This window comes from Shimia aestuarii, assembly GCF_022814865.1.
Lineage (GTDB): Bacteria > Pseudomonadota > Alphaproteobacteria > Rhodobacterales > Rhodobacteraceae > Shimia > Shimia aestuarii_A.
The window spans coordinates 227,114-241,341 of record NZ_JAKVRD010000001.1; the positions used below are offsets into that span (position 1 = coordinate 227,114).

The following is a 14,228-nucleotide window of genomic DNA, read 5'->3' on the forward strand; positions in this document are numbered from 1 at the left end:
TTCCGATCTTTTCTCTGGTGGCGGGTCCGGCCCATGCTCCGGCCCCGCGCCGCATTGCTCTTTCAAGCGAAACCGTAATACATACGGATTTCGACAGTAAATTTCGAAAATCTGTTGCCTAGCATACGCAAATAGAAGACTGAGACCGTGATGTCCTTCGACTGGAACCATGCCCGCACCTTCCTTGCCGCAGCCGATGCGGGTTCGCTCTCTGCCGCCGCGCGCCTCCTAAACCAGACGCAGCCCACCGTGAGCCGCCAGATTGCCGCCCTTGAGACAGCGCTCGGCGTGACGCTGTTTGAACGCACCGGCCGCTCTGTCCATCTCACGCAGGCCGGGATTGAACTTGTCGAGCATGTCCGCGCGATGCAGGCCGGTGCCAACCTCGTGTCGCTCTCCGCCTCCGGAAAATCGCAATCCATCGAAGGACAGGTCCGCATCACGGCCTCTGACATGGTCGCGGCGCATCTCTTGCCGCCGGTCCTCAAATCGCTCCGCCGTGCCGCTCCACAGCTCGAGATCGACGTGATCGCCGACAACGGCGTCAAGGATCTTGTCCAGCGCGAAGCCGATATCGCAATCCGCCATGCGCGCCCCGAACAACCAGGCCTCGTGACGCGGCGCCTGCGGGACGAAATGCTCCGCTTCTATGCAAGCGAGTCTTATCTCAAAGCCCATGGTGACCCACGCCCCGACGCCCTCGCCCATCACCAGTTCCTGAGCTTTGTCGATGCCGACCGCATGCTCGGCTATCTCTGCCCGCTCGGGCTTGATCTCACCCGCGCGAACTTCCGCATCACAGCGTCAACGCAACTCGCCGCATGGGAACTGGCGCGCAGTGGGCTTGGCATGATGATCATGCACGAAAGCGTCGCCAAAGCATGCCCGGACATGCGCCCGGTCCTGACGGAGATCGAGCCGTTTACCATCCCTGTCTGGCTCGTGGCGCATCGCGAATTGAAGACAAGCCGCCGTATTCGCATGACCTTTGACCTCCTCGCTGACGCCCTCTCCTAACGGGTTCGACCCCCCCGAAACCCATCCGGAGCCCGCCAGATATCCGCTCATCGCAGGGAATCCGTGACCGAAGCGCCAAAATGACCTATGGTAAACTTAGAAAAAAAAGGGGGATTCGATGAAAACGCTAAAGATGCGCGCGCTCGCCACGGCCTGCGCCTTAGTCACCGCCGCCAATGGCGGCATGGTCTCGGCGGACGGCTATACCGTCGCAACGCCGGACCCTGCCCCGACTGCCTCGATACCCGATGTGAACTGGACCGGCTTCTACGGCGGCCTGTTTGTCGGCCATGGCAACGGCGATTCCAACCACTGTGACCAGAGTGCCCCCGGGAATTGCTCCGTCCCGCCGACCGTCGCGAACCAAGTCAGCACCGACCCAAGCGGCGCTGTCTTCGGGATCATGGCTGGCTATAACTACCAGATGGCCAACGACATCGTTCTCGGCATCGAATTCGACTACGCCAAGAGCAATATGGACGCAACATCGCCCAGTTTCGGCCTATTCAACTGCGTCACGAACTGCACGACGGATATCGAGAACATGGCGACGCTCCGGGTCCGCGCAGGCTATGCCGTTGACAATCTCCTGCCCTACGTCACCGCTGGTATCGCAAGCACCGAATACACCGCGACGATCAATGGCACCGGCTCATCGAACCGCGTGACAAGCGCGGTCTACGGCGTCGGTCTCGAATACATGCTGAACGAAAAATGGACCGTGCGCGGCGAATTCCTGCAAGTGCATGATCCGGGCTTGATCGACTATGACGTGGTCAACTCTTGCTTGGCGCCCGGCTGTGCGATCGTGGATAACACCTACCGCATGTTCCGTTTCGGCGCGACCTACCGGTTCTAAGACCACATCGGGGGCGGGCCGCACACCCGCCTCTCACCGTTCCGCGCCGTAGCGCGCCATGAACATCTCGACCGCGCCCGTCAGGACGCGCTCTATCTCCGCTTCGCCGAAATCCTCGTCCATACCAAAAACGAGACGCGGGAAAAGATCGGCCTTGCAAAGCTCCGGGAACTGGCTCGCAGCAAGGTCGAAATCCTCGATCCGCACTTCCCCGCGCGCCGCCGCCTCCTTGAGATAGCATTTCAACCCTTCATGCAGAAACGCAGGCCCGGTCTCATAGAACTTGCGGCCCAGCTCTGGAAAACGATCCGATTCCGCGACCGCGATGCGAAAGACCCGCCGTCCGAACTCGGTCAACATAAAGCTCATCATGCCGCGTCCGACCTGCGGCAACACGGTCTCGGGCGGGGCGTTAAAGTCAAGGCAGGAGGCCATGCGCTCTGCCTGCCCCGCCATCTCGAGCCGCGCCATCTCCATGAAAAGCGCTGATTTATCAGGGAAGTAGCTATAGAGAGTCGCCTTGGAAACCGACGCCGCGCGTGCGATATCATCGACGCTCGCGCCTTCGAAACCGTCGCGCAGGAAAACATCCCGCGCCCCATCCAGAACCTGATCGAATTTGCGCCCTTTGCGGATTTCGGGCTTTTGCACGGTCATCGCGTCCCCCCTTGCACGTGGCTCTGCGCGCCAGACTTCGAATATAAACTGTTCGGTTCAGTTTCGACAAGAACCCCCCTTGCATTCCCGCTCTGCATTCGTATTTTAGAATCGTTCTAAACTGACGGATTCCGATATGCGTTTCTTCTCTCAACGCCGCCATTTCAATGATCTTTCCGAACAAGAGATCATCGCCCTCGCCATTTCCTCCGAAGAAGACGATGCCCGCATTTATCGCTCTTATGCCGAGATCCTGCGCGTCGACTATCCGGCCACGGCCAAGGTCTTCGACGGCATGGCAGCCGAGGAAGACGAGCACCGTAAGCGTCTGATCGACCTTCATACCGACCGCTTTGGCCAAGTGATCCCCCTGATCCGGCGCGAACATGTCGCCGGGTTCTATGCCCGCCGTCCCGTCTGGCTCGTCGAGAATCTTGGCATCGAACGTATTCGCACCGAGGCCGCCGCGATGGAACGGGACGCCGAGCACTTCTACCTCGCCGCCGCCAAGCGCAGCACCGATGCCACCACCCGCGCGCTTCTCGGCGATCTTGCCGCCGCCGAGGCCGGACATCAGGACGCCGCGCAAGACCTCGAGCGCACGCACCTCGATGACGACTGCCGCGCCTCCGAAGACGAGATGGCCAAACGCCAATTCCTCCTGACATGGGTGCAACCCGGTCTCGCAGGCCTCATGGACGGCTCCGTCTCGACCCTTGCCCCGATCTTTGCCACCGCCTTCGCGACCCACGACCCGTGGACAACCTTCCTCGTCGGTCTCGCCGCCTCTGTTGGGGCGGGCATCTCCATGGGCTTTACCGAGGCCGCCTCCGACGATGGCGAATTGTCGGGCCGTGGCTCTCCGATCAAACGCGGCTTTGCCTCGGGTATCATGACGACGCTCGGCGGCTTGGGCCACGCCCTGCCCTACCTGATCCCCGATTTCTGGACCGCGACGACCATCGCCATCCTGATCGTCTTCGTCGAACTTTGGGCCATCGCGTGGATTCAGAACCGATTCATGGAAACGCCCTTCTTCCGCGCCGCCTTTCAGGTCGTGCTCGGCGGCGCGCTTGTCTTCGCCGCCGGTGTCCTGATCGGCAGCGGTTAGGGCGCAGGCGCTGCATACAAACAATTGACCTCGCCGCCGGGGATGCTACGAGTCGCCCATGCTGGCGATCTTCCTCAAAACGCTCCCCTTCTTTGCCGTGATCGGCGTAGGCTACTGGGCCGGGCGCACCCGTTTCTTTAGCGAAGAGGCGACGGGCTACCTGACCAAGTTCGTCTTCTACTTCGCGCTCTCCGCGATGCTGTTCCGCTTTGCCGCGAACCTGTCACTGGCCGAGGTGCTCGACTGGACACTGGTCGGCGCCTATCTCTGGGGCACGGCAGTCGTCTACGCCATCGCCTCCGCCATCGCCTTCCTACGCAAGCTCGATGTCGCCACCACAGCGATCGAGGCCCAATGCGCGGTGATCGGCAATGTGGGGTTCCTAGGCGTGCCGATGCTCGCCCTTCTCTTGGGCGAAGCGGCGATCGGCCCGGTCATGCTCGTCCTCGCGGTCGATTTGATCGTCTTTTCCTCGCTGATCGTGATCCTCATCACTGGCTCGCGTGAAGGCCACCTGCGTCTCTCGATCCTCAAGACCGTCGGTATGGGCCTGCTCAAGAACCCTATGATCGTCGCCATCACGCTTGGCCTCGCATGGTCGGCGCTGGAAATTCCGATCCCCGGCCCCCTGAACGAATTCCTCGCCATCCTCGGCGGCGCCGCCACCCCCGGAGCGCTCTTTGCCATCGGTGCCTCGCTCGCCTCGAAATCCGCCGAGCGCGCCCATGTCGCGCTCTGGCTCTCCTTCTGCAAACTGGCCCTGCATCCGCTCTTTGTCGCCATTGGCGCGCTCTGGCTCTTCCCCGTGGACACCTACTCCGCCGGGGTCATCATTTCCGCTGCTGCGCTTCCTGTCGCGGGCAATGTCTATATGCTCGCCCAACACTATAACGTCGCCCCGCACCGCGCCTCGGCGGCGATCCTCTTCTCCACAGTCCTCAGCATCGCGACCGTTTCCCTCATCATAGGATGGGTAACGACGCTATGAGGAGATAATGGGGCGGTTTTGCTTGCGCCGCTCCGCACCGCTGCGATAGCCCTTGTGGGGTCAGGTCAGCGAAAAGGAAATAAACCATGGAAATCCTCTCCGAAAACAAGGCGTTCGGTGGAACGCAAGGTGTCTACAAGCACAACTCCCATTCCTGCCGCTGTGATATGACCTTCGGGCTCTTCCTCCCGGAAGAGGCGCAATACGGCGCGGTCCCGGTGCTCTGGTATCTCTCCGGCCTGACCTGCACCCACGAGAACGCCATGACCAAGGCCGCGGCCCAAGGATGGGCCGCCGAGCAGGGCATCGCGCTGGTCTTCCCCGACACCTCTCCGCGCGGCGAAGGTGTTGCGGACGACGACGCCTATGATCTCGGTCAGGGCGCGGGCTTCTACGTCAACGCCACACAAGAGCCCTGGGCCAAGCACTTCAACATGTGGGACTACATCACCGAAGATCTCCCCTCGATGTTGCAGGAAAACCTGCCCCTCGACATGACCCGACAGGCGATCACCGGCCACTCAATGGGCGGCCACGGCGCGCTCACCATGGCCATGTCGCTTCCGGGACGGTTCCGCTCGGTCTCGGCCTTCGCGCCGATCTGCAACCCGACCGGCTCCGACTGGGGCCGCAAACAGCTTTCCGCCTATCTCGGTGACGACGAGAGCACATGGGCCGCCCATGACGCCTCCCTCTTGATGACCGAGAAGGGCTTTGACGGCCCGGTCCTCATCGACCAAGGCACAGAGGATCAGTTCCTCGATCTTCTGCGCCCCGAAACGCTGGCCTCTGCGGCCGCCCTGCGTCGTAAGGAAATCACCCACCGGATGCAGAAAGGCTATGACCATAGCTATTTCTTCGTCTCGAGCTTCATGGAAGAGCATATCGCCTTCCACGCTGAAGCCCTCTACGCAGACTAACCCCCGACGCCGGAGCCTCCCCTTGTCCCATTACGATCTCATCATCATAGGCTCCGGCCCCGCAGGTCGGGCCGCCGCCATTCAGGCCGGCAAACTCAAGCGCCGCGTGCTTCTCGTCGATGGCAATGAACGGCTCGGCGGCGTATCGGTCCATACCGGCACCATCCCGTCCAAGACGCTGCGCGAAACCGTGCTGAACCTCTCGGGCTGGCGCGAACGCTCTTTCTATGGCCGGGGCTACCGCGCCAAGGAAGAAATCAGCGCCGAAGACCTCAAGGCGCGCTTGCACATGACCCTCGACCAAGAGGTCGACGCGCTCGAACACCAGCTGAACCGCAACCATGTCGATACAATGATTGGCCGCGCGGTCTTTACCGGACCAAACGAGATCAAGGTGACCCGCGAGGCGGGCAAGATCGTGACCCTCACCGCCGACAAGTTCCTGATCTCGACCGGGACAGTGACCTACCGCCCCGACAACATCCCCTTCAACGGCACGACCATCGTCGATAGCGACGAGTTCCTCGAGATGGGCCAGATCCCCCGGAGCCTGATCGTTGTCGGCGCGGGCGTGATCGGCGTCGAATACGCCTCCATGTTTGCCGCCCTCGATGTCACCGTGACATTGATCGAACCGCGCGAGACCTTCCTCGACTTCATCGACAGCTATACCGTCGCCGAATTCACCCATCAGGTGCGCGACAACGGCATGAGCCTGCGCCTCGGCTCTGCCATCGAAAAGGTCGAGGACGCCGGAGAGCATGTCGAGGTCAGCCTCGAGAACGGCCGCCACGTGCGCGCCGAAATGCTCCTCTTCGCCGCTGGACGCATGGGCGCAACCGCAGGCCTCGGCCTCGACAAGGTGGGCCTTGAGACCGACCACCGGGGCCGGATCGAAGTTGACCGCAAAAGCTATCAGACCGCCGTGCCGCATATCTATGCCGCCGGTGACGTGATCGGCCACCCCTCGCTGGCCTCGACCTCCCTGCAACAGGGCCGCGTCGCCGCCTGCCACGCGCTCGAAACACCGACCCTGCCCGAGAGCCCGTGGTTCCCCTACGGGATCTATTCCGTCCCCGAAATCTCGACCTGTGGCATGTCCGAAGAAGAGGTCAAGGAACGCGGCATCCCCTACGAGGTCGGCATCGCCCGCTTCCGCGAAACCTCTCGCGGCCACATCATGGGCCTGCACCACGGCATGCTGAAAATGCTCGTCAGCCTCAAGACCCGCCGCCTCCTCGGCGTGCAAATCGTCGGCGAAGGCGCGACCGAGTTGATCCACATCGCCCAGGCCGTTTTGAACCTCAAAGGCACCGTCGATTACTTCGTCGAAAACACCTTCAACTACCCCACCCTCGCCGAAGCCTACCGCGTCGCCGGTCTGGATGCCTTCAACCGCATGCCGATCCCGGAGGAATACAAGGTCAAGAAGGCGGGCAAAAAGAAGGCAGCCAAGTGAGCCTCTACATCGACGCCGATGCCTGCCCCGTAAAGGCCGAGGCCGAGCGTGTCGGCACACGCCACAAGACCCGCATCTACATCGTCTCCAACGGCGGCCTGCGCCCCTCGCAAAACCCGCTGGTGGAAACCGTGATCGTCCCCGAAGGCCCCGACGTGGCCGACATGTGGATCGCCGAACGCGCTGGCCCCGGCGATGTGGTCATCACCGGCGACATCCCCCTTGCCGCCAAATGCGTCGAGGCGGGCGCGCGCGTCCTCAAACATAACGGTGAGGCGCTGACACAGGCCAATATCGGCAACATCCTCGCCACCCGCGATCTCATGGCCGACCTGCGCGCCGCCGATCCCTTCCGCCAAGGCGGCGGCAAAGGCTTTACCAAGGCCGACCGCTCCCGCTTCCTCGACGCGCTCGAACGCGAGTTGCGCGCCGCCGCGCGGGGCTGACCCGACGTCCTGTCGCAATCGGGCTAGACCGCCCGTTTCCGACACGGCACCCTCGCCCCATGAATACGCGCATCCCCCTCGGACCGCTCTCCGCCCTCATGGCGACGGTCTTCTTCTCGATCAATGACGTCACGATCAAGTTCCTCTCGGGCGATTATGCCCTGCACGAGATCGTCCTCATCCGCTCCCTGATCGGCCTGTCCCTCCTCCTCGCCATCATCGTCCCGCTTCAGGGCGGCTTTTCCGTCCTGCGCACACGCCGCCTTCCGGCCCATATGCTGCGCGGGGTCTGCGTCGTCTTTGCCAACACCTCCTTCTTCCTCGGCCTCTCGGTCCTGCCGCTGGCCGACGCGGTCGCGGTGTTCTTCGTCTCCCCCCTCATCATCACAGCCTTCTCCGCCCTCTTCCTCGGCGAGAAGATCGGCCCCCGCCGCCTTGGCGCGGTCGCGGCGGGGATGGTCGGCGTCCTCATCATGGTCCGCCCCGGCACCGAAGGCTTCAACGCCGCCCTCCTGTTCCCGGTCGCCGCCGCCTTTGCCTATGCAACGCTTCACGTCATGACCCGCAAGATCGGCGGCACCGAAAGCGCCGCGACCATGGCCGTCTATATCCAGATGGTCTTTGTGATCGTCTCCGGCACGGTCGGCCTCACGGTCGGCCATGGCGCCTATGAGGACGCGGGCGGCGAAATGCTCTCCTTCCTCCTGCGGACATGGCACCCGCCAGCCGCATCCGATCTCTGGCTCCTCGTCCTTCTTGGCGTGGCAAGCGCGGGCGGGGGCTTTTTCATCTCACAGGCCTACCGTCTCTCCGAAGCAAGCCTCATCGCTCCGCTCGAATACGCCGCCATGCCCATGGCCGTGGCCTTTGGCGTGATCGTCTTTGACGAATGGCCCGAACCCGCCACATGGGCAGGCATGGCGCTTATCATCGGGGCCGGGCTCTTCACCTTCTGGCGCGAGGCCCAGCTTCCTGCCGATCCGGCTCTGGACCACCCCCGCACCCGCCGTTAGGGTCGCCCCAAACGCGAGCAACCCAAAGGCCCCCCATGCCCATCGACGCTGTCATCTTCGACATCGGCAATGTCCTCATTCGCTGGAACCCCGAGGCCTACTACGACTCGGTGATCGGCCCTGACCGCCGCCGCGCCTTCTTTGACGAGGTGCCACTTCACCAAGAACACCTGCGCGTTGACGAGGGTGCGTCCTTGCGCGATGTGGTCTATCCGCTGGCGGACCGCTTCCCCCACTGGGGCGATGAAATTCGCATGTGGCACGACAACTGGAACGATCTCGCCGCGCCTGACATTCCCCATTCCGTGCGCCTTCTGCGCGCGCTCAAGGCCCAAGGCACACCGGTCTTCGCCCTGACCAATTTCGGGCATGATAACTACCCCCGCTCGCAAGAGGCCTTTCCTTTCCTGACCCTCTTCGACCGCGAATATGTCTCGGGCCGCCTGCAAATGATCAAGCCCAACGCCGAGATCTACGCCCATGTCGAGGCCGACTGCGGCATCGCGCCCGAGCGCCTGCTCTTTGCCGATGACCGCCCCGAGAATATCGACGCCGCCGCCGCGCGCGGCTGGCAAACCCATCTTTTCGAACACCCCCAAGGCTGGGCCGCAAGGCTTGTCGCCGAGGGGCTCCTAACCCCGGAGGACGCCGCATGACCACGATCATCTCCTTTGCCGAAGGCGAAGCCAATCTCGATTGGATCAAACTGACCGACGCGCTCGCCGCAGGCCACGATCTCCCCAAGGCCGAGATTTCCGATAGCTTCCTCTACCGGGGCAAGGACACGCTCCTGCAACGCCAAGCCTGGATCGACGGCATGGGGATCGGCGTCAAATCCGCAACCGTTTTCCCCGGCAACCCGGCCCAAGGCGTGCCGATGATCCACGGCGGCGTGACGCTCTATGACGACGCGCATGGCATCCTCGAGGCGCTGATCGACTTTCACCTCGTGACCAAGTGGAAGACGGCAGGCGACAGCCTCCTCGCCGCGCGCCGTCTCGCGCGCCCCGATAGCCGCAAGATCCTTATCGTCGGCGCGGGCACCGTGGGCCGAAACCTGCATGCCGCCTATTCCGCCGCCTTCCCCGACGCGCAATTTACCGTCTGGAACCGGACGCAGGCCAATGCCGAAAAAATGGCCGAGGAGATCGAGGGGCTCGCCGTGGCAAACGATCTGGAAACTGCCGTGGGCGAGGCCGACATCATCACCTCCGCCACCATGTCGACGGAGCCAATCCTACGCGGCGACTGGCTCCAACCCGGCCAGCACGTCGACCTGATCGGCGCCTACCGCCCCGACATGCGCGAAATCGACAACACCGCCCTGACCCGCGCCCGGCTCTTCGTCGATAGCTACGACACCACGCTCGACCATATCGGCGAGATGAAGATTCCGCTCGCCGAGGGCGTGATCTCCCGCGACGACATCATCGCCGACTACTACAGTCTTGCGGATTTCACCCGCCAGAGCGACGACGAGATCACCCTCTTCAAGAATGGCGGCGGCGCGCATCTCGACCTGATGACAAGCCGCTTTATCCTCGACCAATTCAAGGGCGCCTAAGGCCTGAGAATTGCCAAAATCATAGACCAAGCGATGTCAAAATCGCTTGGTCCGCCCCGTTAACCCGTGCGGTGCGTTAACCTCCCCGAACATACCCAATACAGACGCGATACCGACGTAATACCGACGTTGGATATGCCGTTAACCTTTGCTCAGGCCGGGGTCGCCGATAGCGACCTCTCGCGGATCGGAAGATGCACGATCGCGCTAAACGCACCGACCCCGACCCCAATCCACCAGACCATCGTGTAGTCGCCAAACGCGTCATACATCCGCCCCCCGAGCCACACCCCGAGGAAGCTGCCGAGCTGGTGGCTGAAGAACACGATCCCATAAAGCGTCCCCATGTAGCGCAGCCCGTAAATATGCGCGACAAGCCCGCTCGTGAGAGGCACTGTAGCAAGCCACAAAGACCCCATCACAATCGAGAAGATGATGACCGAGGTTGGCGTGATCGGCATCATGATGAAAAGCGCCGCGGCAATGGTGCGGCCCGTGTAAATCCCTGCAAGCAAATACTTTTTTGAGTAGGTCTTGCCAAGGTAGCCGGCGAATAGCGTGCCCCCGATATTGGCCAGCCCGATGAGCGAGATCGCCACCGCGCCAAGCGTCGAGGTGGTCGAAACACCGACCGAGGCAAGCGTGCCCGACGGGTCAATCGCGCCACACATCTCGGTGATCATCGCCGGGAAATGCGCGGTGATAAAGGCAAGCTGATAGCCACAGGAAAAGAAGCCAAGGAAGATCAGCGTATAGGACGGATCGCGAAACGCCTTGCGGAGAATCTCGCCCATGCTCTCTTCAAGTTCCGCCTTGCTCGCCACCGGTGCGCGCATCAGCGGCAGCATCAACAAGACCGTCAAAATCGCCGCCGCAAAGATCAGGAACGTGCTCTGCCACGTCATGAACCCCAACATCCACTCCGCCATCGGCGCCCCGAACACCTGCCCGGCCGAACCCGCAGCAGTCGCGATGGCAAGCGACATAGAGCGGTTCTCGTCCGAGCTGGCCCGCCCGACGACCGCGAGAATGACGCCAAAACCCGTGCCCGCAATGCCGAAACCAACAAGGATTTCATAGAGTTGATGCGCGCCCGGCGTGACTGCGAAAGACGAGAGCACAAGCCCCGCCGCATAGATCAGCGCGCCCATGATGATGGCTTTACGATCCCCGATCTTCTCGGCAATCGCGCCAAAAATCGGCTGGCCGATCCCCCATGCAAGGTTCTGGATCGCGATGGCCAGCGAGAATTCCGCCCGCGCCCATCCGAACTCATCTGCAATCGGGATCTGGAAGACCCCGAAACTCGCCCGGATCGCAAAGGACACGAGGATGATGATACAGCCGACGATAAGCACCGGCGTCATAAGCGGTGTCTTCTGATCCATGGGAGCACTCCTGTTGCGCACGCGAACCATAGCCGCCCCACTCCGATGGTCAATTCAGCAAATGTGTATGGCACCATCGCATATCCTTATGCTCATCAGCACCTTTTCACGCCCGCGCCCATTCGCTAAGGGAAAGACATGACGCGCCTGTCCGACATCTACGCCGCCAAGGTGGCCTCCGGCGAACTGCACGCCGACGACGCGCAGGAAGCAATCCTGCCCGAGTTCGACCGCATCCGCGAAGCTGTTGAAACACCTGTGAAAAAAGGCTGGTTCCGCAAGGCCAAGCCGGAATCAGTCAAGGGGCTCTACCTCTGGGGCGGCGTCGGGCGCGGCAAGTCGATGATGATGGATCTCTTCGTAGAGTCGCTGAGCGTGCCGGTCCGCCGGGTGCATTTTCATGCCTTCATGCAGGAAATCCATACCGGCATGCACGAGGCCCGCCAACGTGGCGTCGAAGACGCGCTCGCCCCTGTCGCCGAGGCCGTCGCCGAGAGCGTGCGCGTCCTCGCCTTTGACGAAATGCAGATCACCGACATCACCGACGCCATGATTGTCGGGCGCTTGTTCGAATTCCTCTTTGATGCAGGCGTGGTCGTGGTCACCACTTCGAACCGCATCCCCGATGATCTCTACAAGGACGGCCTCAACCGCCAGCTTTTCTTACCCTTCATCGACCTCATCAAGGAACGCCTGACGGTCTGGGAAATGGCCTCGCCGCGCGATTACCGCCAGAACCGCCTGCAAGGAAATCAGGTCTATTTCGTCCAAGCCAACCGCGAGGCCCGCGCCGATATCGATGCGATCTGGAAAGACCTGACGGGCGGCGAAGCCGAACCGCTTGTATTGACCGTGAAGGGCCGCGCGGTGACCATCCCTGCCTATCGTAACGGCATTGGACGTGCGCGGTTCTATGATCTCTGCGGCGCAATGCTTGGCCCCGGCGACTATCTCGCCATTGCCGACGCTGTGAAGGTTCTCATCCTCGAAAATATCCCAACCCTGTCGCGTTCGAATTTCAACGAGGCCAAGCGTTTCGTGACATTGATCGACGCGCTGTATGAGGCGAAGGTGCGGCTGATCTGTTCCGCGGCGGCAGAACCGGAGATGCTCTATCTCGAAGGCGAAGGCACGTTTGAATTTGAACGTACAGCAAGCCGCCTGCGCGAGATGCAGGACGAGAATTGGGGGCGTGACGAAGGCTAAGGCTCGACCTGCACGCGCCATTTACCTTTTCTTGACGATGCCCCCCTAAAACGGTGAGCATCGCACCAAACGCGGAAAGGGGACGCCGAAGCATCCCCTTTAACCTGCCTGCCTGTCCCGTAAGCCTGCGATGGCGTCCTGTTTTGGTGCTTAGTGATTCGCAAGGATCGCCGAAAACTGATTCGACTATAGGCGCGGTGATTCGCACCCGTCAACCGGGTGATTCGCAAAAACCGAATCGCTTAACCGTTTTCCTGTAGCACCCGCCCAGCAAGGTAGAGCGATCCACAGATCAAAACCCGCGCGCCCGGTGACTCTGCCGCAATCGCTTTGAGAGCCTCCAGAACGCTCTCTGCCGTTGTTGCCTTCATGCCCACAGCCGTCGCTGCCTCCGCGGTCTCTTCTGCCGGAAGCGTGTTCGCCTCGCCCGGAATCGACACCGCCGTGAGGCTCGCCGCCTCGGCCGCCAGCGGCGCAAGATAGCCCTTGATGTCTTTGGTGTTGAGCATCCCGCAGATGAGATGCGTCGGGCGTGTCGGCAAACCCGCGAGCACTTTGCCAAGCGCCTGCCCCGCCGCCGCGTTGTGCCCGCCGTCGAGCCACAACTCGATCTCCGGCGCAGCCTCGACCAAGGGCCCTTTGCGCAGCCGCTGCATTCGCGCGGGCCACTCCGCTCCGGTCATCGCCGCTTCGCAAGCCGCCTCATCCGCGCCGCGATGGCGCAGCGCCGCGATGGCCGCGCCTGCGTTTTGCACCTGGTGCGCCCCGAGAAGGGCTGGCAAAGGCAGGTCGAGTAACCCGGTCTCATCCTGATAAACAAGCCGCCCACGTTCCTCCCAGACATGCCACTGCTGCCCATAGGCAATCAACGGTGCTCCAAGACGCGCTGCCGTGGCTTCGATCACATCCATCGCCTCGTCCGGCTGGGGGCCAACCACACAAGGCACGCCGCGCTTGATGATCCCAGCCTTCTCGCCGGCGATCTTGGCAAGCGTATCACCAAGGAATTGCTCATGGTCGATCGAGATCGGCGTGATGATGGTGAGCGCGGGGTTCGCGATTACGTTGGTCGCATCCAACCGCCCGCCAAGGCCAACCTCAAGAAGCGTATAGTCCGCCTGCGTCCGCGCGAACGCCAGAAGCGCTGCTGCCGTGGTGATCTCGAAATAGGTGATATTCTCGCCGCCATTTTTGGCATAGCACTCGTCAAGAACCTCGGTGAGGTGTCCCTCGCCGATCAAATCCCCGGCAAGGCGAATTCGCTCATGAAACCGCGCCAGATGCGGCGAGGTATAGGCATGAACCGATTGCCCCATCGCCTCAAGCCCCGCGCGGATCATCGCCTGCGTCGATCCCTTGCCATTGGTCCCGGCGATATGGATCACCGGCGGTAGGCGCTCCTCTGGGTGTTCCAACGCCTCGAGCAATCGCCACATCCGGTCAAGCGTCAGGTCGATAATCTTGGGATGCAACGCCATCATGCGCGCAAGGATGGCGTCGGAGGTCTGGTCGGTCTCGGTCATGGGAAGGGTCCGCGAATTGCTGTCGCGCCGCTCATAAAGCAAAGGGGCCCGCGATCAAACACCGCAAGCCCCCTTTC

14 protein-coding genes are annotated in these 14,228 nt (G+C 62.1%); 11 read left to right on the forward strand and 3 right to left on the reverse strand.

Annotation, left to right across the window (positions count from 1 at the left end):
* The first annotated feature begins 150 nt into the window (after positions 1-150).
* Positions 151-1,017 (forward strand): LysR family transcriptional regulator, encoded by an 867-nt coding sequence (locus tag MK745_RS01200; RefSeq protein ID WP_279391694.1) that lies wholly within the window; start codon positions 151-153, stop codon positions 1,015-1,017.
* A 118-nt stretch (positions 1,018-1,135) separates the two neighbouring features.
* Entirely contained in the window at positions 1,136-1,876 is a 741-nt protein-coding gene (locus MK745_RS01205) for an outer membrane protein (protein ID WP_243611449.1), read from the forward strand.
* 33 nt (positions 1,877-1,909) lie between these two features.
* On the opposite strand, the gene MK745_RS01210 is transcribed toward MK745_RS01205, so the two are convergent.
* The gene (locus MK745_RS01210) at positions 1,910-2,533 is read right to left on the reverse strand and encodes a TetR/AcrR family transcriptional regulator (RefSeq protein ID WP_243611450.1); all 624 of its coding nucleotides are present in this window, start codon (positions 2,531-2,533) and stop codon (positions 1,910-1,912) included.
* Positions 2,534-2,669: 136 nt separating this feature from the next.
* Here MK745_RS01210 and mbfA point away from each other — a divergent pair, with 136 nt between their 5' ends.
* From mbfA to MK745_RS01250, 8 genes are all read left to right on the forward strand, one after another.
* Positions 2,670-3,644, forward strand: a complete 975-nt coding sequence (mbfA, locus tag MK745_RS01215) for an iron exporter MbfA (RefSeq protein ID WP_243611451.1) — start codon at positions 2,670-2,672, stop codon at positions 3,642-3,644.
* A gap of 58 nt (positions 3,645-3,702) precedes the next feature.
* Entirely contained in the window at positions 3,703-4,632 is a 930-nt protein-coding gene (locus MK745_RS01220; protein WP_243611452.1) for an AEC family transporter, read from the forward strand.
* Between the two features lie 86 nt (positions 4,633-4,718).
* Entirely contained in the window at positions 4,719-5,552 is an 834-nt protein-coding gene (fghA, locus tag MK745_RS01225; protein ID WP_243611453.1) for an S-formylglutathione hydrolase, read from the forward strand.
* A gap of 22 nt (positions 5,553-5,574) precedes the next feature.
* Entirely contained in the window at positions 5,575-7,011 is a 1,437-nt protein-coding gene (gene sthA, locus MK745_RS01230; RefSeq protein WP_243611454.1) for a Si-specific NAD(P)(+) transhydrogenase, read from the forward strand.
* Positions 7,008-7,457 (forward strand): YaiI/YqxD family protein, encoded by a 450-nt coding sequence (locus tag MK745_RS01235; RefSeq protein ID WP_243611455.1) that lies wholly within the window; start codon positions 7,008-7,010, stop codon positions 7,455-7,457. The genes sthA and MK745_RS01235 overlap by 4 nt, the downstream gene beginning before the upstream one ends.
* Before the next feature lie 59 nt (positions 7,458-7,516).
* The gene (locus MK745_RS01240) at positions 7,517-8,470 is read left to right on the forward strand and encodes a DMT family transporter (protein ID WP_243611456.1); all 954 of its coding nucleotides are present in this window, start codon (positions 7,517-7,519) and stop codon (positions 8,468-8,470) included.
* A 35-nt stretch (positions 8,471-8,505) separates the two neighbouring features.
* A complete protein-coding gene (locus MK745_RS01245) occupies positions 8,506-9,126 on the forward strand; it encodes an HAD family hydrolase (protein ID WP_243611457.1) in 621 nt (206 codons plus the stop codon).
* A complete protein-coding gene (locus MK745_RS01250) occupies positions 9,123-10,034 on the forward strand; it encodes an ornithine cyclodeaminase family protein (RefSeq protein ID WP_243611458.1) in 912 nt (303 codons plus the stop codon). The genes MK745_RS01245 and MK745_RS01250 overlap by 4 nt, the downstream gene beginning before the upstream one ends.
* Positions 10,035-10,186: 152 nt before the next feature.
* On the opposite strand, the gene MK745_RS01255 is transcribed toward MK745_RS01250, so the two are convergent.
* Positions 10,187-11,422 carry an MFS transporter gene (locus MK745_RS01255; protein ID WP_243611459.1) on the reverse strand — a complete coding sequence of 412 codons (1,236 nt, stop codon included), beginning with the start codon at positions 11,420-11,422 and terminating at the stop codon, positions 10,187-10,189.
* A gap of 138 nt (positions 11,423-11,560) precedes the next feature.
* On the opposite strand from MK745_RS01255, the gene zapE reads away from it, so the two are divergent.
* On the forward strand, positions 11,561-12,628 hold the full coding sequence (zapE, locus tag MK745_RS01260) for a cell division protein ZapE (RefSeq protein ID WP_243611460.1): 1,068 nt from the start codon (positions 11,561-11,563) through the stop codon (positions 12,626-12,628).
* A 242-nt stretch (positions 12,629-12,870) separates the two neighbouring features.
* Here the strand turns inward: zapE and MK745_RS01265 are convergent, their stop codons facing one another.
* Positions 12,871-14,151: a bifunctional folylpolyglutamate synthase/dihydrofolate synthase gene (locus tag MK745_RS01265; protein WP_243611461.1), complete on the reverse strand. Its 1,281-nt coding sequence runs from the start codon at positions 14,149-14,151 to the stop codon at positions 12,871-12,873.
* Between the last annotated feature and the right edge of the window lie 77 nt (positions 14,152-14,228).